This is a genomic window from Bradyrhizobium sp. IC4059, from assembly GCF_020193615.1.
GTDB lineage: Bacteria > Pseudomonadota > Alphaproteobacteria > Rhizobiales > Xanthobacteraceae > Bradyrhizobium > Bradyrhizobium yuanmingense.
In genome coordinates this window covers 311904-334088 of sequence record NZ_JADYVH010000003.1, presented here as the reverse complement: position 1 = coordinate 334088, position 22185 = coordinate 311904, and the positions used below count along the sequence as shown (strand labels likewise).

Here is a 22185-nt window from a genome sequence, read left to right as displayed (position 1 = left end):
CTTTGGAGAATTCGGGAATGACGGTCGAACTGGAAAAATTGCCGCGGCCGGGGGGGCGGCTGAAAATTCAAAAGCGGGCCGATCTCGTCACCGAAGAGATCAAGCAGCTGATCACCCAGAAGAACCTTCGTCCGGGCGACAAGCTTCCCATGGAGAAGGAGCTTCAGCGGCTGTTTTCGGTCAGCAAGAGCACGATCCGCGAGGCTCTTAAGTCCCTCGAGGTGCAGGGACTGATCACCATCAGCACCGGGCCGACCGGCGGGGCGACGATCATGGAGGTCCCGCTCGAGCGCACCTTTCAGCTGTTGCAGAACTATCTGTTCTTCAAGGAAGTCAGCATGGAGGACATCTATGCGGCGCGGCGCTTGCTGGAGCCGGAACTAGCTGCCGGCTCGGTCCCATTTCTGTCGAACGAGCAGCTCGACGCGCTGGAGCACAACATCGAAACGTGCCAGCCTACCTCGCAGGAGCCGTCTCTTCTGGTTCGTCAACGCCAGGCGGATCTCGACTTTCACGACATCCTGGCTGCAGCAAACCCCAATCCCTTCCTGCGCTTCGCATGCGAGCTGATCAACGAGATGCTCCGTCGGCTGGTTGTCTTCAGCACCCAGACGCCTCCGGAAGAGCACACGCGATTTGGATGCGCCAACGTCAAGATTCACACGGAGATCGCCAAGGCCGCCCGTGCACGCGACAGCGAGCGCGTGCGCGCGCTCATGAAGGCGCATATGGAGGAAGCTTCGGAATACGTGAAGCGGTTGGATGGCCGTCTCGACGGCCGACTGATCCTAGACTCGGAAATGGCGCCGCGCCCGCGACCACTGTCCTGAAGCGCGGCCTGTTCCGCCACGATTGCACCGGCGCGAGCTTGCGCGAGCATTGCGTCTGGACAGTCCTGTGAGCCTGTTCTCCTGCCCGATCTAGCAACCGCATGATTGGCTCGCTTTGCTTCCGAGAGACCTCAGCAGATAGGTGACTGCGGTTCACCGATGCTTGCAAAGTTCTCATTTGTCGGCCAGTTCCGCCTCGACGCAGACTAGCCCCAAAGTCAACGCTCTCAAGCGTTTTGGGGAGGATCCGTGCTTCTACAACGCCAACTGGCGTCCATTCAGGTTGCGGGCAACAAGCCCGGACCCGCGATGCGCCTGCACCGCAAATCCTCGACATAGATGAATTTGTTTCTCTCGGCAGGTCGCCGCCGACAGCGTCCGTTCACGCCGGCGGCTGGCTAACCGGGCAGGGATCACGTGAGAAACGCTCCGGAGCCGGCTCTGCCGGACTCCGGACGTCCAAGAGAGGAGGAGGAAGGGATGAAGTTCAGGACGTTTCTCGGCGCGGCCGCTCTGCTAGCGCTGGCTGCAGGTTCAGCGCCGGCTGCCGACAAGGATGCAGCCGACACAGCGGTGGAAGCCGCGAAGAAGTACGCGGGTACAACGATCAGCATCGTCTGGGAGGCCGGTCTTCAGTCTCTGGACCCGCTGAACTATTCCGGGCCGCAATGGGAGAAGCTCACCGGCATCAAGGTGAAGGTGGTCGAAGTGCCGACCGACCAGATGTTCACCAAGATCATGCAGGATTTCAAATCGGGCGCCGGAGCGTACGACGCGCTGAACGTCATCCCATCTTGGATGCCGGATCTTGCACGCGCCGGGGCGCTCGAGCCCCTCGACAAGTATGTCGACAAGTTCGGCTACCGCGACGAGCTGCAGGACATCGCGGCCGCCTATCGGGACAACCAGATGCAGTATAACGGGAAGATCTACGGCTTTCCGGACGACGGCGACGTGATGCTGCTCTACTACCGGAAGGACATCTTCGAGGATCCGAAGATGAAGGACGAGTTCAAGGCCAAGTTCGCCTACGAGCTCGCGCCGCCAAAGGACTGGAAACAATTCGGCGAAATCGGCCAGTTCATCACCGACAAAATGGCGCCGAAAGTCTACGGCGCGGGCTTCTTCCGTACCGCGCCCTATCCGCAATACATGTTCCAGGAACGCTTCCGCATGGAAGGTGGCAAGTTCTTCAACGCGGACACCATGAAGGCCGCGGTGAATGGCGACGTCGGCCTCAAGGTGTTCAAGCAGATGCTGGCGGAAAACAAGTTCATGCCGCCCGGCGTGGAGCAGTGGAATTTCGTCGACAATCTCGCCGCATTCCTTCAGGGCACGACTGCCATGACGATCTCCTGGCCGCCCTACGGCCGCTGGGCCGCGGGCTATGGCTCGGGCGAGGAAGCACTGAAGTGGGTGCCAAAATCGCAGGTCGCCGGCAAGGTCGGCTATGCGCTCACGCCTCTCGGCCGTCCCGAGCTCGGCGTCGGCTTCGACTTGTCGGTGTCGGCCACCAGCAAGAACAAGGAGGCCGCGTATCTCTTCATCCAGTGGCTGAACAGCAAGAAGACCAGCCTCGCGCGCGTCCAGCTCCCCTATACGCTGCGCGATCCGTTCCGCCTCTCCCACTACGCGAGCGAAAAATACCGCGGGCTCTGGCCTGATGCTGCCGCCTATCTCGACACCATCAAGACCTCGGGCGAGAAGGGCCTGCTCGATCTCTCACTGCTGCAACAGGACAAGTACGACGAGGCGATGACCAAGGCGATCTCGAGCCTGTGGGCGGGCGAAGATCCCAAGGCCATTCTCGATCGCATGGCACAACAATTCGACGCGATCACCGCGAAGGTCGGCATCGAGAACCAGAAAGCCGTCTACAAGGTCTGGGCCGCAAAGCCCGGCGCCTACCCGCAATAACTGACTGGATACCGCACGAGAGGCATCGCCCTCCCGTGCGGTGCCGTTTTCCGGACTGATGATGACACTTTCCGCAAGTCTCAACGCTGCCGAGCAGCGCCACCCCAGCCGCTTCGGGCGCATGCTCGAGGACCGCCTGCCCTATCTCATCGTCGCGCCGGCCATTCTGATCCTCCTCCTAGTCGGCCTGTTTCCCCTGGTCTACTCGCTGATCGTGAGCTTCCAGCGCATCACGATGACCGAGAACGACACCTCCTTTGTCGGCTTGTTGAACTATGCGGAGCTGTTCACGGATACCCGCCTCTGGGCCTCGCTCGGTCATACCGCCATCATCACGGCGATCGCCCTCCCCCTCGAGTTGCTGATCGGTTTCCTGATGGCACAGCTTTTCATCGACCGCATGCCAGGTCGACAGATCTTCGTCGCGCTGCTGGTGCTTCCGACGGTGATCTCTCCGATCGTCGCGGGCGCGACCTGGCGTCTGATGTTCGACGTCCGCTTCGGACCGATTGGCCAGATTCTGAGTTTCTTCGCCGGCGAGCAAGTGCGGATCCTTTGGACCGTCAATCCCGCCTTCGTCTATCCGGCGATCATCATCTGCGAGGTCTGGCAGTGGTCGCCGTTCATGTTCCTGCTGCTGCTCGCCGCGCTGTCGAACGTGGACCAGTCGCAGCTCGAGGCTGCCGAGATCGATGGGGCATCGTACCTGCGGGTACTTCGCGCGATCGTTCTGCCGGCGATCGCGCCAGTGATCGCCGTCGCCTGCCTGATCCGCGGCCTCGATCTGGTTCGCATCTTCGACATCATCTGGGCCCTCACCGAAGGCGGGCCGGGCTCGATGACCGAGACCATTTCGCTCTACACCTATGTGCAGGGCTTCTCGCAATTCGAGACCAGCTACACGGCCGCGATTTCCTTCCTGGTGATTGCGTTGCTGACGCTGATCACGACCCTGGTCCTCAAGCGCATGGAGCTTGCGCGATGAGGATCGGCAGGCTTCCGGCCAGAAAAACCCGTATTCTCGCCGTCCGCTATCTCGGCGCCTGCGTCGTGACCCTGCTGTTCCTGTTTCCAGTTTACTGGCTGTTCATGATTTCGTTCAAGACAGCGGACGAGATCTATCACGTCCCGCCCTTGTGGATTCCCGGACAGATCCAGTTCTCAAACTATTACGTCTTGTTCAAAGATGGCGACGTCCTGGCGATCCTGAACAGCCTGATCGTCGCCGGCGTCAGCTCCGGCTTCGCAATCGTTCTCGGGACGCTCTGCGCCTACAGCCTCGCCAGGTTCGGCACCGGCGGCGAGAACCTCGCGATGTGGATCATCTCCCAGCGCATGATCCCACCGATTGCGGTCGTCTTCCCGATCTTCCTGATCTACGTGTATTTCGGCCTCGTCGACAGCTATTTCGGGCTGATCCTGCTCTACACGGCCTTCAATCTTCCCTACGTGATCTGGATGATGCGCGGCTACATCGTCGACGTGCCGCTGGAGCTCGAGGAAAGCGCTCTCGTCGACGGCCTCAATCGATGGGAGGTGATCTGGAAGGTCGTCTTCCCGATGGTTCGCCCCGGCCTCATGGCGACGTCGGTCTTCACCTTCGTGTTCGCCTGGAACGACTTTCTGTTCGCACTCGTGCTCACGCGCACCGAGGTCATCACCTTTCCGGTCATGCTGACGCACTATTTCGGCGGCCAATCGAATTTCTGGGCGAAGATCGCGGCGATGTCGGTCCTGGGGACGTTGCCGATCTTCGTCGCGGTCTCGGTGATGCAGCGCTATCTCGTGCGCGGCATCTCGCTGGGCGCAGTCAAGGGTTAGGGAGAGCGGAGTGGCTGACGTCAAGCTGTCCGGAGTACACAAATATTACGGCAACGTGCATGCAGTCAGGGGAGTTGATCTCACCATCGCCGATGGCGAATTCGCCGTGCTGGTGGGGCCGTCCGGCTGTGGCAAGAGTACTCTGTTGCGAACCATCGCCGGCCTCGAGGATCCGGATGGTGGAACGATCACCATCGGCGGCGCGGTGGTCAACGATCTGCGCCCGCGCGAGCGCAATATTGCGATGGTGTTTCAGAACTATGCGCTCTACCCTTATCTGACCGTCAGCGAGAACATCGCCTTCGGTCTGCGCGCGCGCAAGACTCCCGAGATCGAGATCAGGAAGCGGGTCGGTGAAGCCGCCGAGATGCTCGGCATCGGCAATCTCCTCCAGCGCTATCCGCGGCAGCTCTCCGGAGGACAGCGTCAGCGCGTCGCCATCGGCCGCGCCATCGTCCGCAAGGCCGACCTGTTCCTGTTCGACGAGCCGCTCTCGAATCTCGACGCTCAGTTGCGTGACGAGATGCGCACCGAGATCAAGCGCCTACATCACGAGATCACGACGACCATGATCTACGTTACCCATGACCAGGTCGAGGCGATGACGCTGGCCGACCGCATCGTGTTGCTGCGCGAGGGACAGATCGAGCAGCAAGGCGCTCCGCTCGAGCTGTTCGAGCAGCCGCGCACGGGGTTCGTTGCCGGCTTTCTCGGCTCTCCCTCGATCAACCTCATCCCCGCGACCCTCAAGACAAACGGCCGCGACGCCGCAGTGGTGTTTCAGTCCGGCGGTGAACTGACGCTTCCGAGCGCGAAGGCGAGGCCGCTGGCCAGTATGGATAGGCGAGAGATTCTCGTCGGCATTCGGCCCCAGCACTTCAGTCGGGCCGGCGGGCCGTTGCGCGAAGGCGCGGTCTCCTATTCGGCCACTGCCGATCTCATTCAGCCGACGGGAACACGCACCTTCACCACCATCAAGATCGGCGGCGTCGATGCGGTTGCCGAGCTGCAGGCCCACGACGTCAGCAGCCATGGCGAGCAGGTCGACCTCGCCATCGACCTCAATCGCGTGGTGCTGATCGATCCGACCAGCGGCCTGGTCATCGCATAACGAGAGCAACATTCGAGAACGGGAGGGATGAATGGCGTCGAGACTGTTTGCAACGGGAATTGGTGCGCCGGAGGGTCCGGTGTGCCTGCCCGACGGCTCGATGTATGTCACGGAGATGTCCGCCTCGACCCTTTGCGTCACGCGGCTCGATCCTCGCGGCAATCGCCGCGTGATCCGAACGACGGGTGGCCGTCCGAATGGACTGACGACGGATGGCCACGGCCGCATCTGGATCGCGGAAGCTGGTTTGCGGGCCCTGATCTGCATCGACGAGGGCGGAAACGAGATCCGGCGCATGCAGGGCAAAGGCGCGGAGCGCTTTCTGTTTCCGAACGACCTCTGCTTTGGTCCGAACGGATTGCTGTACATGACCGACTCCGGAATGGCCGCCGAGGATTTCATCAACGGCCAGGCCTTCGTCGACGGTTATATGGACTTCGACTGGGACGGCCGTGTGTATGAGATCGATCCGGCAGCCATGAAGATGCTCCGCGTGCTCGATCGCAAGATCCGCTTCACCAACGGCATTGCCTTCGGCCCCGACAACCACCTCTACGCCAACGCGTCCTTCACCGGCGAGATCTATCGATATGACGTGCTCGGCGAGGCAGCGCCAAAACGCGTCGTCTTCGGAAACGTCCTGCAGCCGGATTCCAATCCGGACTTCAAAGGGCCGGACGGGATGGCCTTCGGAACGGACGGCCGGCTCTATTGCACGGTCTACAACCAGAAGAACGTTACGGTGCTCGACCGGCGGGGTGAGGTCGCCGATCGTCTGGTCCTGGATGGAGCCCAGCCGACGAATTGCGCCTTTACGCTCGAGGGCAGAAAGCTACGGGTGACGGAGGTCGGCAAGGGCCAGGTCGAGGAGATCGATATGCCCTGTGACGGCCTGCCGTTGCATTTGCCGAAATTCGCCTGACGGGATGCCCGCGCGATGTTTTCCGCGAGGGCGCCTCGCCCGTTATCAAAGGAAGCCGATCGATAGCCAGGGCACGGCGGCAACAATCAGCGTGCCGATCAGGAGCGCGATCATATAGCCCACGATCGGCTTCATGCCCTCGTCCGGATTTATGCGGCTGATGGCGCAGGCCGCGTAATAACCGACGCCGAACGGCGGCGCGAACAGGCCGATGCCCATGGCGAGAACGACGACCATCGCGTAGTGGACGTCGTTTACTCCGACCTGCCGCGCGATCGGGAACAGCAACGGACCGAATAAGACGATCGCCGGAATTCCCTCCAGAACACTGCCGAGGATCACGAAGGTCACGATCGTCACGGCCAGGAAGACGGGAACACCTCCGGGAAGGCTGGTCATGAACTTTGCCAGAGATGCGGAAAATCCCGACTGAGTCAGCGCCCAGGCCATGCCTGTCGCCGCGCCGATGATAAGCAGAATCGCCCCTGATAGGGAGGCTGTCTCGACCAGCATCGGATAGATGCGACGCCAGTCGAACTGGCGGTAGATGAACAGACCCGCGCAGACCGAATACAGGATGCCGATCGTCGAGACTTCCGTTGCCGTCGCAACGCCCTCGACGACCGCCGTGCGGATCACGAACGGCAGTGCGATAGCAGGTATCGCGATCACAAAGGTCCGCCCGATTTGCCGGCCGGTAGCCCGTTTGACGTGAGACAGGTCTTCTCGGCGGTATCGCCACCAGACCACGGCCGCGAGCATGACCGCGAGCACCACGCCCGGGAGCAACCCGCCAGTGAAGAGCGCCGAGATCGACACGCCGGTCACCGAGCCGATCGTGATCAGGACCAGCGAGGGCGGGATCGTTTCGGTCTGCGCGCCGGTTGCCGCCAGAAGCGCAACGAGGTCGCCCGGCTTGGCCCCGCGCTGCCGCATCTCGGGAAACAGGACCGGAGCCACCGCAGCCATGTCGGCCGCTTTGGACCCAGAAATGCCCGAGACCAGATACATCGCTCCCACCAGCACGTAGTGCAGTCCGCCACGCACGTGGCCCAGCAGGCTCGCCAGGAAGCCGACCATGGCGCGCGCCATGCCCGTCATCTCGATCAGGAGGCCAAGAAAGACGAAGAGCGGCACGGCGAGCAGGATCAGGTGGCTCATGCCCTCGTCCATCCGTCCGATCACCACCACGTCAGGCGTACTGGTCGTCAGGGCGAGATAGCCGACCGTGGCGAGGCCGAATGCGAACGCGATTGGTACGGCTGCGAAGACCATCGCGCCGACCACGAACACGAAGAAGATCAAGAGATTCAGATTGCCTAGCGGCTTCAAAACGGGAGCGAGCAGAACGAACGCCCCGATGATGCCTGTGACCATTGCGACCGAAGCTAGCAAGCTGCGCAGGCTCGCGATGCGGATGAGTCGGAGGACCGCTGCGATCAGCATCAGTCCGATCCCAACCGGCAATGCTGCCGCACGCCAGCTGTTGACGATCTCAAGCGCCGGCGTCGTCACAAAGGCTTCGTCGGCCGCGAATTCGTAGGCCGGCCAGACCACTAGCACGAGAAAGGCCAGCGATGCTGCGGCCGCCACGACATCCAGGAATGCGCGAACTTCCGCACTGAGGACGCCGACGATGGCGGTCATCCGCATATGCTCGCCGCGCTGAAACGCGATCACCGATCCGAGCATGGCGAGCCAGAGGAAGAGAATGCCGGCAAGCTCGTCAGACCAGACGATCGGCGAGCGGAACACATATCTGCTCACAATCCCCGCGGACAGCACCGCGATTTCCGCGAGCACGAGCAGTGCTGCAGGTACAGCGACGATATGACCGAGCATACTGTTCGCCGCGACCACCCAGCGGCGCGAACCCGCTTGAGACGCACCGGTCGCCATACCGGCATCGACGTGGGGCGTATGGCTCACGCTGGTCATGATAACTGGCCCGCGGCTTTTTCGAGCTGCGACCATGCCTCCTTGCCAAACTTGGCTTTCCAGTCGGCGTAGAAGCTGGTCTTCGCCAGGGCCTGGCGGAAGGCGGCGCGATCGACGTCGATGAATTTGAGGCCCTTGGCCGAGAGATCGTTGCGCAGCGACTGGCTGAGCTTCGCGATGTCGGCACGCTGATCGACGGCGGAGCGGTCGAGCTCGCGCGTCACGATCTCCTGCACGTCCTTGGGCAGGCGCTCGAAGGCGCGCTTGTTGCCGAGGATCCAGTAGCCATCCCAGACGTGCCCCGTTAGACTGCACGTGCTCTGCACCTCATAGAGGCGCGCGGTCGCGATGATGGGCAACGGATTCTCCTGGCCATCGACGACCTTGGTTTGCAGCGCGGAATAGACCTCGTTGAAGTTGATCGGCGTCGGGCCGGCGCCGAGCGCCTTGAAGAGCGAAGTGAGCAGCGGCGCGGGCGGAACGCGGATCTGGAAATTCTTCAGATCATCCGGGGTGCGCACCTCGCGGCCGGACGAGGTCACCTGGCGGAAGCCGTTGTCCCAGGCCTTCGAGACCGCCATGATCGGTGTCTTGGCGATCAGCGCCCGGATGTAGGTGCCGAGGTCGCCGTCCATCGCCTTCCACACGCTGTCGTAGTCGGTGAACGCGAACCCGGTGTTCACGATGCCCGCGCTCGGCACCAGAGTGGCGAGGATCGAGGAGGATTGATTGAAGAACTCAACGCCGCCGCTGCGAACCTGGGTCAGCAGCTCGGTGTCGGACCCGAGCTGATTGGCCGGGAACAGCCTGATCTCCAGCCGGCCGCTGGTTGCTTCGCGGATGCGGTCGATCGCCTCTTGCGCGCGGACGTTCACCGGATGGGTCGCGTCCTGTCCGGTTGCGAACTTGTAGACGAACTCGGCGGCAGACGCTGGACGGGACAGAATCGCGCAGAGAGGTACGGCGCTCGCCCCCACCAATAGCGAACGGCGGCTGATGCGTCCGAGCTTCGAGACAGTCATGTTTTCCTCCTGATCCTGTATTGACGTTGTGCGGCTGCATGAGCCTGCGCTGGCTTTCAGCTCTCCGGGCTCTTCGACCGCCCGCATTCGGGCAACAGCCATCGCTCGCCCACCGCAACATGCAGCGGGCGGAACTCTTCACTCGGATTCGGCGTGACTGGCGCTTAGTGCTGGTGCGCTAAAGCCACTGCTTGATCTGCCTTGCGACCTCGGCGGTGGAGATCCCGTAGCGGTCGTGCAGCGTCGGAAGTGCGCCGGCGTCAAGAAATTCGTCCGGCAATGCGATCTGGCGGAACGGCGGATGGATGCCTGAACGCAGCAGGAGTGCGGCAACCGCCTCGCCGAGACCGCCAATCGTCGTGTGGTTTTCGGCGACGACGACCAAGCGGCCTGACTTGCCGGCTTCACGCAGTATCGTCTCGGCGTCGAGCGGCTTGATGGTCGGAACATGGAGCACCGCAGCATCGACGCGGTCGTTCTTCAGAGTTTGCAAAGCCTCGAGCGCACGCATGGTCATGATGCCGGATGAGATGATTAGAACATCCTTCCCGTCACGAACCAGCTTGGCTTTGCCGAGCTCGAACTTGTAGTCGTATTCATCCAGCACGACCGGCACCTGGCCTCGCAGCAGGCGCATGTAGACCGGCCCCTGATGCGCCGCGATCGCGGGCACCAGCTGCTCGATTTCATGAGCATCGCAGGGATCGATGACCGTCATGTTCGGCATCGCGCGAAACAGCGCGAGATCCTCTGCGGCTTGATGACTCGGGCCATACCCCGACGTCAGGCCGGGCAACGCGCAGACGATCTTCACGTTGCGGTCTTCCTCCGCGATCGTCTGATGGATGAAGTCGTAGGCGCGGCGCGAAGCGAAGACCGCGTATGTGGTTGCGAATGGCATGAAGCCTTCGGCGGCAAGACCGGAGGCCGCCCCGAACAGAAGCTGCTCGGCCATGCCCATCTGATAATAGCGGTCCGGAAATTCCTTCGCGAAGATGTGCAGGTCGGTGTATTTGCCAAGATCGGCCGTCATGCCGACCACATCGGGACGGCTGCGCGCGAGCTCGACGAGCGCGTGTCCAAACGGCGCCGGCTTCGTCTTCTGCCCCTCCGCCGCGATCGAAGCGATCATGGCTGAGGTCGTCAGGCGCGGCTTGCCCGGCTGGGGTGCTGATCTGACGGTCTTCATGCCTGCCTCCCGGCTTCCAGCGCGGCCAGCGCGAGCTGCCATTCGTGCTGCTCGACCCGGATGAAATGGTTCTTTTCGCGCTGCTCCAGGAAAGGAACGCCCTTGCCCATCAGCGTGTCGGCGACGATCATGCGCGGCTTGGGCGCTGGGTGAGACTTGGCGGCATCGAATGCCGCAACCACGGCATCGAGATCATTGCCGTCGATCCGCTGCACAAACCAGCCGAAAGCCTGAAGCTTCTCGACCAGCGGCTCGAACGCCATCACCTGCGTCGAAGGACCGTCCGCCTGCTGATTGTTGACGTCGACGATGCCGATCAGATTATCGAGCCTGTAATGGCCCGCCGACTGGATGGCTTCCCAGACCGAGCCCTCGTCGAGCTCGCCGTCGGAGAACAACGTGTACACCCGCGCCTCGGATTTCTTGCGCTTGAGCCCCAGGCCCATGCCGACGGCGATACTGAGCCCAAGCCCGAGCGAGCCGCCCGACATTTCCATTCCCGGCGTGTAGGACGCCATGCCAGACATCGGCAGGCGGCTCTCGTCGCTGCCATAGGTTTCGAGCTCGTCCTCGGGGACGATCCCCGCCTCGATCAAAGCCGCATAAAGCGCGATGGCGTAGTGCCCGTTTGATAACAGGAAGCGGTCGCGGTCTTCCCAGGAGGGATCTTCCGGCCGGTAGCGCATTGCGTGAAAATAGGCCACGGCAAGGACGTCGGAGATGTCCAGCGCCTGTGCGATATAGCCTTGCCCCTGGACCTCGCCCATGCGCAGCGCATTGCGGCGAATGTTATAGGCGCGGTCCGTCAGCTTGGGCGTGTTGGTCAGCGTTTCCATCGATCTGGACCTTGTCTTGCTGGCTCAGTGGATCAGCATGCCACCGTTGACGTCGATCACGGCACCAGTCACGTAGGCGGAGAGATCCGAAGCCAGGAAGGTGTAGATGCCGGCGACGTCGTCTGCCGTGCCGAGGCGATTGAGCGGAATGCCTTCCAGGATCTTCGCCCTCATTTCGTCGGTCAGCTTGCCCGAGGTGATATCGGTGCCGATCAGGCCCGGCGTCACGCAATTGACGCGGATGCCGTCCGGGCCGAACTCACGGGCCATCGCCTTTGCGAGACCGAGCACGCCAGCCTTGGCCGCCGAATAATGCGGGCCGCCAAAGATTCCGCCGCCGCGCTGGGCCGAAACCGAGGACATGCAGGCGATCGATCCGGACTTGCGTGCGCGCATGTGCGGGATCACCGCCTGGGAGAGGAACAGAATGCCCTTGAGATTGACGTCCTGAATGCGATCCCAATCTGCCGGCGAGATATCCAGGAACTTGACCGGCTGGGTGATGCCGGCGTTGTTGATGAGAATATCGATGCCCCCGAAGGCTTCCATCACGCGAGCGACGGCCTGCTCGCAGGATGATTTATCGGCGACGTCGCATCGCAGCCCAATGTGGGACGTGCCAAGCGACGCCGCGGCGTCCGCCGCCGCGCTCGCGTCAACGTCGAGAATGGCGACGCGGGCGCCCTCGGCGGCGAACCGCCGTGCCGTGGCAAGCCCGATGCCGCGCGGCGATGCCGCGCCCGAAATGATGGCCGCCTTAGTGCTGAGCAGCATCAGTTCCTCCCGCGAATTTTTTCCCTTGGCAGCCCAAGAATGAACCGCGGAGGCGCAGCAGACAAACGCACAGTTGTCACGGATCGATGAATCTGGTTCACTTATGGAATGCTGTCGAATATCCCGATATCGGCAATTCGCGCCTTTGAAGCCGCTGCTCGCACGGGATCATTCCGTGATGCCGCGAATGAGCTTCACCTGACGCCGAGTGCGGTCAGTCATGCGATCCGCAAGCTGGAGGACACGCTCCGCACCGTTCTGTTCGAACGCAGCGCGCGATCAGTGCGGCTCACGCCGGCCGGCGAAAATCTGATGCGTCACACGGGAGCGGCCTTCGATCAGCTTCGCCGTGGCCTCGAGGAAGTCGCCGCGCGCGGACCACAATTGGTGCGCGTCCATTCGGCACCTAGTTTTGCTGCGCAATGGCTGGCACCACGCCTCGCACAATTTTTCGCCGCCTATCCGAAGCTCGAAGTGCGGCTGGCTGCGAGCACGGACTACGCTCGCTTCAGCAACGATGATTTCGATATCGATATCGTCTACGGGCCGCCGCGCGCGGAGGGCGTGGAGGTTGTTCCTCTCCCCGAGGAGACGGTCACCCCGCTCTGCTCCCCTGCTCTCGCAAAATCGATCAGGAAGCCTGCCGACCTTCTCGATCAGACGCTGATCCGCTCCGACGTGAAGCAGGTGCAATGGCACCAATGGTTTACCGCCAACGGATTGGAAGCCCCCGCCCTGCACGGCATGAGGTTTGATCGCAGCTTTCTGGCAATCGCAACGGCAGCGGAGGGATTGGGAGTAGCGTTAGAATCAACGCTTCTGGCCGAACGCGAACTGGCGAGCGGGCGATTGGTTGCGCCGCTGGCAGGACGCGCCAACGATATCCGCTACGTCGGCCATCGCCTGATCTACCCGCGCGCCAGCCGACAGAGATCTGCGGTACGAGCCTTTGCAGATTGGCTCATGGCGCAACTCGATGGCGAACATGCCATTTCCCCGCGCTGAAGTTCTTCGCAGCACGTTCGATAGGACACACGCCGGCGAAAGAGCAGCGACGGGCCCCTAGTCGGGATAAAACCTGCTCCAATCGATGTGAATGGCCAACTCAAAATCATGGGAGAGGCGTGAACTTCAACTGGCTGAGCGGCGCGACCTTGTCGGTGCGTGTCATCTTAAACTCGGTGCTCGGACCGAGCCACTTGTCCCAGAGTTGGTTGATCTCGCCGGCCCGGTCCATCGCGAGTAGGGTCTCGTTGATCTTCGCGAGCAGCGCCGGCTCGTCCTTCTTCATGCCAACGCCGATCGGCTGCAGGACCATCGGCTCCTCGATCATCTTTAGCGGCTGCCCGGCCTCCTTGGACTGGTTCACGAGCTTGGTAATGGTCATGGTATTCGCGACCATTCCGACGGCCTTGTTCTGTTGAACGGCCATGAAGGCCGAACCAGTATCGACGAAAGTCAGCGGGTCGGATTCGTTCATCTTGATCGCGAGTTCCGACGTCGATCCCTTGGTCGACGCCAGCCGCTTGCCCTTGAAGTCGGCTTTGGCGGTCCCGGGGTCGCTCGCCTTTACTGCCAGCATTTCCTTGGCGATATAATAAGGATCGGAAAACTGGATCTGCTCGGCACGTCCCAGCGTGTAGGCGAGGTTCGCCACCGTGATGTCGACGTGACCGAGCTTGACCTCGGGCACGCGCGCCTCGACCGAGAGCGGAGTGATCTTGGCGACAACGCCCCAGCGTTGGGCGATGGCCTTGCAGAGGTCGACGTCAAAGCCGACCATCTCACGCGTCTTGGCATCAGGGGCCGCAAACGGTGGTACGTCCGCGAAGGTTCCGCAGCGCAGTTCCTTGCGCTGCGTGATGTCCGAGAGCTGGTCGGCGCACGCCATCGACGCGATCCCGGCAAGGCCTGTGAGCGCTGCCACCAAGCCGATCGAACGGTTCTTGAAAGACATTCGTACTCTCCTTCTGGTTGATCACATCAAGGCAATATGGTCATCGGGTGTGCAGGTCCGATAGGAAGCGCTGTGCACGCGGATGCTGTGGTGAGCGGAAGAAGTCGCCCGGAGCTCCCGTCTCGAGCACCCTTCCGGCGTCCATGAACCAAACACGGTCGGCGACATCGCGCGCGAAATTCATCTCGTGGGTCACGCACATCATGGTCATTCCATCACGTGCAAGCCTGCGCATGACCGAGAGCACCTCGCCCACCATCTCCGGATCGAGCGCGCTGGTCGGTTCGTCGAACAGCATCGCCGGCGGCTCCATGGCGAGCGCTCGCGCGATTGCGACGCGCTGCTGCTGTCCACCGGAGAGCTGGGCGGGGTAGTTCTGCGCCTTGGCCGAGAGGCCTACGCGGTCCAATAGCCGAAGCGCCGTTTCGCGCGCGTCGCTGCGTTTGACGCCGTTCACCTTCATCGGTGATAGCATGACGTTGTCGAGCGCGCTCAGGTGCGGAAACAGGTTGAAGCTTTGGAAGACGAAGCCGATGCGGCTCCGGAGGTGGTTCAGCGCGGAGCCACGCAGCTTGGCGTGGACGTCCTTGCCCTCGAACAGCACCGAGCCGGACTGGATTTCCTCGAGCCTGTTGACGGTGCGGATCAGCGTCGACTTGCCCGAACCGGATGGCCCGCAGACCACTACCACCTCGCCTTTCTTGACCTCGGCGTTGACGTCGGTCAGCGCGGCGAGCGCCCCAAAGAACTTGTGGACAGCGATGAATTTGATCATCGGATCGGCATCTCCGGATGGTGTCTCACGGGACATGGTCATGCCCCTGATGCGCTTGCGGCTGTGGCAGGCATTGCAGACTCGGCAGCCACGCTTACGGTTCGGCGCGCGGCAATCCGCCGCTCGATCATGTTGATGGCCTGCGTCAAGCTCCAGCAAACGATGAAGTAGCTGATGGCAAGGATGAAGTAGACTTCGAACGGCTTGGTCAGCAAGCGGTTGTTGATCTGGCCGGCTGCAAAGGTGAGCTCCGGGACGTTGATGATGTAGCCGAGCGTGGTCTCCTTGATGGTGGAAACGAACTGGCTGAGGATGCTCGGGATCATGTTGAACAGCGCCTGCGGCAGAATCACGTAGCGCATCGCGCCGAGATGGCTGTGTCCGAGCGCGCGGGCGGCGTCCATCTGACCTTGTGGCAGCGCCAGAATGCCGGCACGCACAATCTCGCTCAGGAATGCGGCTTCATAGCCGACCAGCGTGACCAGCATGGTCGCGAAAGCCGGTACGCTATGACCGATCAAGAGCGGCAGCACGAAATAGACCCATAGGATGATCAGCAGCAGCGGCACGCCGCGGGTGATGTAGACCATGGCCATGACCGGCCAGCGCAGCGCGCGCCACGGCGACAGGCTGGCGAGTGCCATCGCTACGCTCAGCGGAAACGCCAAAGCAATGCCGAGGACAGAGAGAATGAGGGTGGCCGCGATGCCGCCAAGCGGGCCGTTCGGATACTGGCCGACGAGCAGCAACAGCCAGTTGTCCCTGACGATATCGATCATGCTCGGGAGCAGCGACATGATCAGACCGCTCCGGCCATGCGGCTGCGCTGCTCGAGATAGTGACCAAGCCACATCAGCAGCAGCGAGCAGACGAGGTAAACGATCGTGGCAATCAGATAAGTCTCGAACGGTCGAAAACTCTGGTTCTCGACCTCCTTGACGGCGTGGGTGAGCTCGGCGACGCCGATCGCCATCGCAAGACTGGAGTTCTTGAACAGCGAGACTGTATGGTTCACCAGCGCCGGCATCGCGTTGCGAACCGCCTGCGGCAGCAGGATGTAGGTCATTGCTCCGACGTAGCTATGCCCCAGGGCACGGGCGGCTTCCCACTGCCCCCTCGGCACGGCGCGCAGACCGGAGCGTTGATCTTCGCTGAAATACGCAGCCTGACACAACCCCAGAGCAACGACCGCAAACACCGCTTCGCCATTGTGATCGCCGAGCCACATCTGAACGGAGCCTGGCAGCAGGCTCGAAATGCCGAAATACCAGAGCATGAGCTGCACCAGCGTCGGCACATTGCGGTGGTAGGAGACGTAGATCGCGACAAAACCGCTGGCAATCCGGCCCGGAAGCATCCGGACCGCAAGAAGGATCATTCCGAGACTCATCGCCAGCAACCATGAGCCAATAAAGATGATAAAGGTCATCTTCACCCCATGGACCAGCATCCGGCTGAACTCCGGATTGAGCAGGACGGCCATGAGGTCGAAACCCTTCATCGCGCGCCCCTCATCTAGGTCGGGAGAAAGGGTTTTGGGGAGCCCTCGGGGCGCGTGGTCGACAGGCCACCCGGCACCTGCAAGGTCGGAGTGATTTCGATGTAACCCACATTCACCGCTACGGGAGCCGCGATCGCAAACGCGATCGCATCGGCAATGTCCTTTGCCTCGGGCAGCTCAAAGCCTTCGATGAAGTTCGCGCGTGTTTCGGCGCTGTCGCCGTGGACATGGGCGAAGATATCGGTTGCAACCCGGCCTGGGCAGATCTCCGTGACGCGCACGCGCTTGCCGAAGCAGTCGATCCTGAGCTGACTGGTCAGCATGCTGACGGCCGCCTTGGTCGCGTGGTAGCTTGAATTGCCCGCGAAGTTGTAGGCGCCGGCGATCGAGGTGATGTTCACCACGTGACCGCGATCGCGCTGAGCCATGCCCGGCACGAGCAGGCGGCAGAGATGCAGGATCGCGCGCAGGTTGACGTCGACCAGGAGATCGATGTCCTCCGCATCCGCCTGAAGAAATTTCTTCGGCCGGTCGACGCCCGCGCTGTTGACGAGCACGTCGACTTCGATGCCCTGAGCAAGCTTGCTGATAGCCGCGATATCTCTGACGTCGACCGCGTGCGGGATGCAGCCGGTGCGATCGGCCAAAGCTCTCAGCGCATCCGCACTCCGGGCGAGCGCATGGACCATCAGGCCTTCACGCGCCAGGCGCTCGACAACCGCCAGGCCGATTCCTGACGAGGCGCCGGTGACGAGAGCAGTCCTGTAGTCCGAGAATGGCATCTGGTTCCTCACCCTCTGAACACGCTAAACGATCCCGTAACTTCACCGCCAAGACGGATTAACTGTGGTGGGATAAGGTCCCCTTATGATCATCCACGCGCTCCGCCGGAGCCCGCCACAAGCCGGGAAACCGGCACGATTTCCCCGCCGGTCGCCTCGATCGAGGCGCGAATCCCTCGGGCCAGCTCGACGGCGCCCTGGGTATCCCCATGCAGCAGGATCGATTTGACCGGCATCGCGAGCGCCTTTCCGCTGGCGGCGATGACCACTCCGTCACGCAGCAGACGCTCGACCCGCTCGGCGACCACCCCGGCATCGTGAATGACCGCACCGGGCTTTGCCCGAGACACCAGCAGGCCCTCGTCGTCATAGGCCCGGTCCGCCAGAAACGTCGTGGCGACCCTGATCCCGCACTGCGCCGCCGCCCCCTCGATGGCGCGGCTGCTCGAGGAAACGATCAGGAGATTGGGATCGAACGCGGCGACCGCGCGGACCAATGGCCGGGCAAGATCGGCGTCGGCAGCCGCCATGTTGCCCAGCGCCCCGTGAAAGCTCATATGCGTGACGCGATGCCCGACGGCCCGCGCGATGCCATCGAGGGCGCCGAGCTGGTACGTGACCATGGCGGCAAGCTCGGTGGTGTCGATCTGCATCACGCGCCGGCCAAATCCCTGACGGTCCGGAAATCCGACATGAGCCCCGAGGTCGACGCCGCGCGCCTTGGCGCGCTCCGCCGTGCGCTGCATGATCAGGGGATCGCCGGCATGAAAGCCGCACGCGACGTTGGCCGAAGACACGAGGTCGATCAGCGCTTCGTCGTTGCCCATCGGCCACGGACCAAAACCTTCGCCCATATCGGCGTTGAGATCGATCTTCATGATGTCTCACCTTCGATCGGCTGCAGTGCGAACAGCGGCGTGCCGTAGCCAACGATCGTGCCGTGCGCGACCAGCACATCGGTCAGCGTTCCTGCCCGAGGCGCGGGCACGGCCAAAAGCAAAGGACCGATTTGCAGGAAGCCGAGAGGATCGCCAGCCCGGACATCGGCAGCGACCAAAGCGATTGCGCGCTCGTGAAGCGGGTGACGATCCAGAAAGATGCCCGGCGATGGAGCGCGGACCGTAATTGAGGGCTCGTCGACGGACGCGATCTCCTCGCCATCAAGGACGCGCACCGATGCACCATCGTTCACCAGGCGCAACGTAGCATTCGGACCACGCAGCTCGAGCAGCCCGAGATCGGCGTCCTTGAGCCAGGCGCTCAACTGCTCGACGTGATCGAGAGGCGTGCTCATCGACCTCTCCCTTCGCGGCAGTGAAGCTCGACCAGACGACGGGCGTTTGCGAGCCAGCGGCGGATGTCCGCCGAGGCATCGAGCGCTTCATCCCAGCTACAGCGTATGAAGCGAACGCTGCTCCCGATCGGGGCTTGGCCGAGACGCCAGAGGTCTGCCTCGATCACCGTGCCGATTTTGGGATAGCCGCCGGAGGGCTGTGCATCGCGCATCTGGATGATGGGCTGGCCGCCATGGGGCACCTGAATGACGCCGGGCACGATGCCATGCGAGCGCAATTCCAGTGGACGCAGCGGGTTGAGCTCACGGCCGGCAAGCCTGTAGCCATAGCGGTCGCTCTGCGCGGTAATTTTCCAGGCCGTCGACCACAATGCATCGTGCGATGAATTGCTGAAGCAGTCGTACTCGGCAGCCGGCAACACGCGAACGGCGGGCATGCCATCGGCCTCAAGGGGAAGCGCCAGGCCGGGCGGAACTAGACCGAAGCCAGACGCGGCCCGGTCGTTCGAACGGCCGGTCGGCAGTTCGTCACCGTCGCGGAGCGGCCGCCCCTCGTGGCCACCAAACGAGCCTCTCAACTGCGTGCTGCGCGAGCCGAGCACAGCCGGCACGTCAATGCCATCCGCGATGCACAGATAGGCGCGGGTCGCCCGCCATGTCGTCTGTTTGGGAAGCGAAAGCGACAGCACTTGTCCCGCTTCGGCGCGATGCACCCACCACGGCAACACCGGCGCTTCATCGAGCCGTCCCGCGCAGTCGGCGCCGGTGACGGCAAAAACGGTCGAGCGCTCGAACCGGACCTTGAAGGGAAAAACCGGGATCTCAATGGCCGCTGCGTTCTCCTCGTTGCGCAGCAGAATGTTGCCACCGGCGAGCGCGAGCGGATCCATAGCGCCCGATGTTCCGACGCCAAGATTGAGCCCACCGGTACGGCCGAGATCCTGGACCGTCGCAAGCGCGGCCGCTGACAAAACCCTGATCATCGCAGCACCCGGGCGGCCTTGAAGCGGACGCTGTCGCCCGGCTGAAGTAGCGCGGGCGGGCTGCGATTCACATCGAAGAATGCGACCTCTGTACTGCCGATCGTGTTCCATCCGCTGGGTCCGTCGGAGGCAGACACGCCGGTCTGACTACCGCCGATTGACACGGCTCCACGCGGAATCTTCAGCACCGGCACCTTGCGGCGCGGGGTCGCGATGCGAACATCCATGCCGCCGAGGTAACAATAGCCGGGGTGACTTCCGAGCGCAAATACGGTGTAGGTCGGCGCGCTGTGGCGTTCGACGATCTCATCGACACTCATGCCGGTGTATTCGACGACATCGGACATATGCGGTCCAGCTTCGCCACCATAGACGACGGGCAGATCGATGCAGCGCCCGGCGATCGGAAGCGGCGCGACGACGTTCCAGAGTTCGATCAGCCTTTGTTCGATCTCCTCTGGCCGCCGCGGCGGCTCGACGAAAGCCAACATAAGGTTGTTCATGCCTGGCACAGCTTCGCGCACGCCGGGAAATCCGGCAGCCTCGTGCGCCATGGCCCAGATCCGCCGCTGCGTTTCGAGCGAGGTCTCGCCCGGCGCCTCGAACAGCAGGGCCGTCGTCCCGAGCAGGCTTGTGCGAGGCCGATCCGTCGTCATGGCTGCCCGCTCCGCCGAAAATTCGTCTCGAGATGGTGGATGCTAACACCGCCGCTGATAAAATCGGGATCGTCGACGAGGCGCCGGTGTAGCGGCAGGTTGGTTGCAATCCCCTGGATTCGGGCCTCGTCGAGCGCCACCCGCAACCGCGCCAACGCCTCCTCGCGCGTCGCGCCATGGACGATAAGCTTGCCGAGCAGCGAGTCGTAGTACGACGACACGCGGTAACCGGCACTCGCGTGACTGTCGATGCGCACGCCAGGTCCACCCGGCATCTGCCAGATATTAATCACACCGGGCGAAGGCACGAAGCTGTCCGGGTCTTCGGCATTGATGCGGCACTCGAACGCATGACCGTGACAGGCGATGTCGCCCTGCCTGAACGGCAGCCTTTCACCCTGCGCCACACGGATCTGAGCCTCGACGAGATCGATCCCGGTGGTCATTTCGGTAATCGGATGTTCTACCTGAAGGCGCGTATTCATCTCGATGAAGTAGAACGCGTCATCTTCGACCAGAAACTCGAAGGTGCCGACGCCGCGATAGCCGATCTGCCGGCAAGCCTCCGCGCAGCGCTCGCCGATTTCGCGGACTAGTGCATCCCGAATCAGCGGGGCTGGCGCCTCCTCGATCACCTTCTGATGCCGCCGCTGTAGCGAGCAATCGCGGCTGCCAAGCCAGACCGCGTTACCGTGCGCATCGGCGATCACCTGGATCTCGACGTGGCGCGGGCGACCAAGGAATTTCTCGACATAGATTTCGCTGTTGCCGAACGCCCGCCGCGCTTCTTCTCGAGTTAGGAGCAGCGCATCGCGCAAGCCGTCTTCGCTCTCTACCATCCGCATGCCGCGACCGCCGCCGCCGCCCGCGGCTTTCAGGATCACGGGATAGCCGATCTCGTGTGCCGCCATGCGCACGACATCAATATCCTCAGTCAGGGCCGCATCGGGACCGGGGACGCATGGAACGCCCGCCGCTCTCATGGCGCGCTTGGCCGCGATCTTGTCACCCATGACGCGCATGCTCGCGGCGGCCGGACCAATGAACTTCAGCCCCGCGGCCTCGACCTGCTCGGCAAAGCTGGCATTCTCGGACAGAAATCCGTAGCCGGGATGGACCGCCTCGGCACCACTGACCTCGGCCGCAAACAAAATCGCCTTCTGGTTCAGGTAGCTCTGCGCGGCCGCGGCCGGCCCGATACATAGCGCCTGGTCGGCATGGCGCACATACAGCGCCTCTCGATCGGCTTCGGAATGGACTACGATCGTACGCAGCCCCAGACGCCGACACGTCCTCTGGATGCGCAGAGCGATCTCTCCCCGGTTGGCTATGAGAACCGAGTTAAACATGGGATCACGCAAACCGTATCAGTTCTTGTCCGGCCTCAACTTCCTGACCAGATGCAACCAGGATCGCGGACACCGTGCCGTCTTGTTCGGCGCGAACCTCGTGGAACATCTTCATCGCCTCGATGACACAGAGTGGTGTTCCGGCCGTCACAGCCTGCCCTACCGAAACGAAGACCGGCGCATCCGGCGCCGGCTGCAGATGGACAATTCCGAACAGGGGGGCTGCGACGTTCGCCTCGCTCTTCGGCGTTGCATCGGGCTCGGCACGAGTCGGCCGCTGTGTGGCGTGTGCGGACGGGGCCTTGTTGATCGGTGCCCGGACCATATCGTTCGGCTGCTCCCGACGAACCAGCCTGAGCGACCAGCCGTCTTCGCTGAACTCCATCTCGTTCAGATCAGACGCAGCCATCGCATCGATCAGGCACTTGATCCGGTCCAAATCCATGTTCCGCCCCCCATACGGGATCGTGGCCCTGCACATGCAACGCCGAACTCGACGCTAGCGCTATCGATTCCTGCCGACCAAGA

General features: G+C 62.6%; 23 protein-coding genes. 7 read left to right on the top strand and 16 right to left on the bottom strand.

What is annotated here, in order from left to right:
• Positions 1-17: 17 nt before the first annotated feature.
• From I6F12_RS11825 to I6F12_RS11800, 6 genes are all read left to right on the top strand, one after another.
• Complete coding sequence (locus I6F12_RS11825; RefSeq protein WP_051056938.1) at positions 18-830, top strand: FCD domain-containing protein; 813 nt, start codon at positions 18-20, stop codon at positions 828-830.
• Between the two features lie 480 nt (positions 831-1310).
• Complete coding sequence (locus tag I6F12_RS11820) at positions 1311-2747, top strand: sugar ABC transporter substrate-binding protein (protein ID WP_036008375.1); 1437 nt, start codon at positions 1311-1313, stop codon at positions 2745-2747.
• A 58-nt stretch (positions 2748-2805) separates the two neighbouring features.
• Positions 2806-3732 (top strand): sugar ABC transporter permease, encoded by a 927-nt coding sequence (locus I6F12_RS11815; protein WP_225156334.1) that lies wholly within the window; start codon positions 2806-2808, stop codon positions 3730-3732.
• Positions 3729-4568: a carbohydrate ABC transporter permease gene (locus tag I6F12_RS11810; RefSeq protein WP_225156332.1), complete on the top strand. Its 840-nt coding sequence runs from the start codon at positions 3729-3731 to the stop codon at positions 4566-4568. Before I6F12_RS11815 ends, I6F12_RS11810 begins: the two co-directional genes overlap by 4 nt.
• Before the next feature lie 10 nt (positions 4569-4578).
• Positions 4579-5679, top strand: a complete 1101-nt coding sequence (locus I6F12_RS11805) for an ABC transporter ATP-binding protein (RefSeq protein WP_036008379.1) — start codon at positions 4579-4581, stop codon at positions 5677-5679.
• 31 nt (positions 5680-5710) lie between these two features.
• Positions 5711-6601 carry an SMP-30/gluconolactonase/LRE family protein gene (locus tag I6F12_RS11800; RefSeq protein ID WP_225125206.1) on the top strand — a complete coding sequence of 297 codons (891 nt, stop codon included), beginning with the start codon at positions 5711-5713 and terminating at the stop codon, positions 6599-6601.
• Between the two features lie 45 nt (positions 6602-6646).
• Here the strand turns inward: I6F12_RS11800 and I6F12_RS11795 are convergent, their stop codons facing one another.
• From I6F12_RS11795 to I6F12_RS11775, 5 genes are all read right to left on the bottom strand, one after another.
• Positions 6647-8539: a TRAP transporter large permease subunit gene (locus tag I6F12_RS11795; RefSeq protein ID WP_225156330.1), complete on the bottom strand. Its 1893-nt coding sequence runs from the start codon at positions 8537-8539 to the stop codon at positions 6647-6649.
• Positions 8536-9561 carry a TRAP transporter substrate-binding protein gene (locus tag I6F12_RS11790; RefSeq protein ID WP_225156328.1) on the bottom strand — a complete coding sequence of 342 codons (1026 nt, stop codon included), beginning with the start codon at positions 9559-9561 and terminating at the stop codon, positions 8536-8538. The genes I6F12_RS11795 and I6F12_RS11790 overlap by 4 nt, the downstream gene beginning before the upstream one ends.
• A 178-nt stretch (positions 9562-9739) precedes the next feature.
• Positions 9740-10750, bottom strand: coding sequence for a transketolase family protein (locus I6F12_RS11785; RefSeq protein WP_193374973.1), 1011 nt, complete (start codon positions 10748-10750; stop codon positions 9740-9742).
• On the bottom strand, positions 10747-11586 hold the full coding sequence (locus tag I6F12_RS11780) for a transketolase (protein ID WP_036008392.1): 840 nt from the start codon (positions 11584-11586) through the stop codon (positions 10747-10749). The genes I6F12_RS11785 and I6F12_RS11780 overlap by 4 nt, the downstream gene beginning before the upstream one ends.
• Before the next feature lie 24 nt (positions 11587-11610).
• Positions 11611-12360: an SDR family oxidoreductase gene (locus tag I6F12_RS11775; RefSeq protein WP_225125200.1), complete on the bottom strand. Its 750-nt coding sequence runs from the start codon at positions 12358-12360 to the stop codon at positions 11611-11613.
• A 108-nt stretch (positions 12361-12468) separates the two neighbouring features.
• Here I6F12_RS11775 and I6F12_RS11770 point away from each other — a divergent pair, with 108 nt between their 5' ends.
• Positions 12469-13365, top strand: coding sequence for a LysR substrate-binding domain-containing protein (locus I6F12_RS11770; protein WP_225156326.1), 897 nt, complete (start codon positions 12469-12471; stop codon positions 13363-13365).
• Positions 13366-13471: 106 nt separating this feature from the next.
• On the opposite strand, the gene I6F12_RS11765 is transcribed toward I6F12_RS11770, so the two are convergent.
• From I6F12_RS11765 to I6F12_RS11715, 11 genes are all read right to left on the bottom strand, one after another.
• Complete coding sequence (locus tag I6F12_RS11765) at positions 13472-14317, bottom strand: ABC transporter substrate-binding protein (protein ID WP_225125196.1); 846 nt, start codon at positions 14315-14317, stop codon at positions 13472-13474.
• A 40-nt stretch (positions 14318-14357) separates the two neighbouring features.
• A complete protein-coding gene (locus tag I6F12_RS11760) occupies positions 14358-15092 on the bottom strand; it encodes an amino acid ABC transporter ATP-binding protein (protein ID WP_225125194.1) in 735 nt (244 codons plus the stop codon).
• A gap of 38 nt (positions 15093-15130) precedes the next feature.
• Positions 15131-15883 carry an amino acid ABC transporter permease gene (locus I6F12_RS11755; RefSeq protein WP_225156568.1) on the bottom strand — a complete coding sequence of 251 codons (753 nt, stop codon included), beginning with the start codon at positions 15881-15883 and terminating at the stop codon, positions 15131-15133.
• 8 nt (positions 15884-15891) lie between these two features.
• A complete protein-coding gene (locus I6F12_RS11750) occupies positions 15892-16593 on the bottom strand; it encodes an amino acid ABC transporter permease (protein ID WP_225125192.1) in 702 nt (233 codons plus the stop codon).
• A gap of 14 nt (positions 16594-16607) precedes the next feature.
• Positions 16608-17375, bottom strand: coding sequence for an SDR family oxidoreductase (locus I6F12_RS11745; RefSeq protein ID WP_225125190.1), 768 nt, complete (start codon positions 17373-17375; stop codon positions 16608-16610).
• A gap of 89 nt (positions 17376-17464) precedes the next feature.
• Complete coding sequence (locus I6F12_RS11740) at positions 17465-18253, bottom strand: 5-oxoprolinase subunit PxpA (RefSeq protein WP_225125188.1); 789 nt, start codon at positions 18251-18253, stop codon at positions 17465-17467.
• Positions 18250-18669, bottom strand: a complete 420-nt coding sequence (locus I6F12_RS11735) for a biotin/lipoyl-containing protein (RefSeq protein ID WP_225125176.1) — start codon at positions 18667-18669, stop codon at positions 18250-18252. Before I6F12_RS11735 ends, I6F12_RS11740 begins: the two co-directional genes overlap by 4 nt.
• Positions 18666-19652 (bottom strand): biotin-dependent carboxyltransferase family protein, encoded by a 987-nt coding sequence (locus I6F12_RS11730; RefSeq protein WP_225125174.1) that lies wholly within the window; start codon positions 19650-19652, stop codon positions 18666-18668. The genes I6F12_RS11735 and I6F12_RS11730 overlap by 4 nt, the downstream gene beginning before the upstream one ends.
• The gene (gene pxpB / locus I6F12_RS11725; protein ID WP_225125172.1) at positions 19649-20308 is read right to left on the bottom strand and encodes a 5-oxoprolinase subunit PxpB; all 660 of its coding nucleotides are present in this window, start codon (positions 20306-20308) and stop codon (positions 19649-19651) included. Before pxpB ends, I6F12_RS11730 begins: the two co-directional genes overlap by 4 nt.
• Positions 20305-21657, bottom strand: a complete 1353-nt coding sequence (gene accC, locus I6F12_RS11720) for an acetyl-CoA carboxylase biotin carboxylase subunit (RefSeq protein WP_225125161.1) — start codon at positions 21655-21657, stop codon at positions 20305-20307. The genes pxpB and accC overlap by 4 nt, the downstream gene beginning before the upstream one ends.
• A gap of 4 nt (positions 21658-21661) precedes the next feature.
• Positions 21662-22102 carry an acetyl-CoA carboxylase biotin carboxyl carrier protein subunit gene (locus I6F12_RS11715; RefSeq protein WP_225125123.1) on the bottom strand — a complete coding sequence of 147 codons (441 nt, stop codon included), beginning with the start codon at positions 22100-22102 and terminating at the stop codon, positions 21662-21664.
• Positions 22103-22185 lie beyond the last annotated feature (83 nt).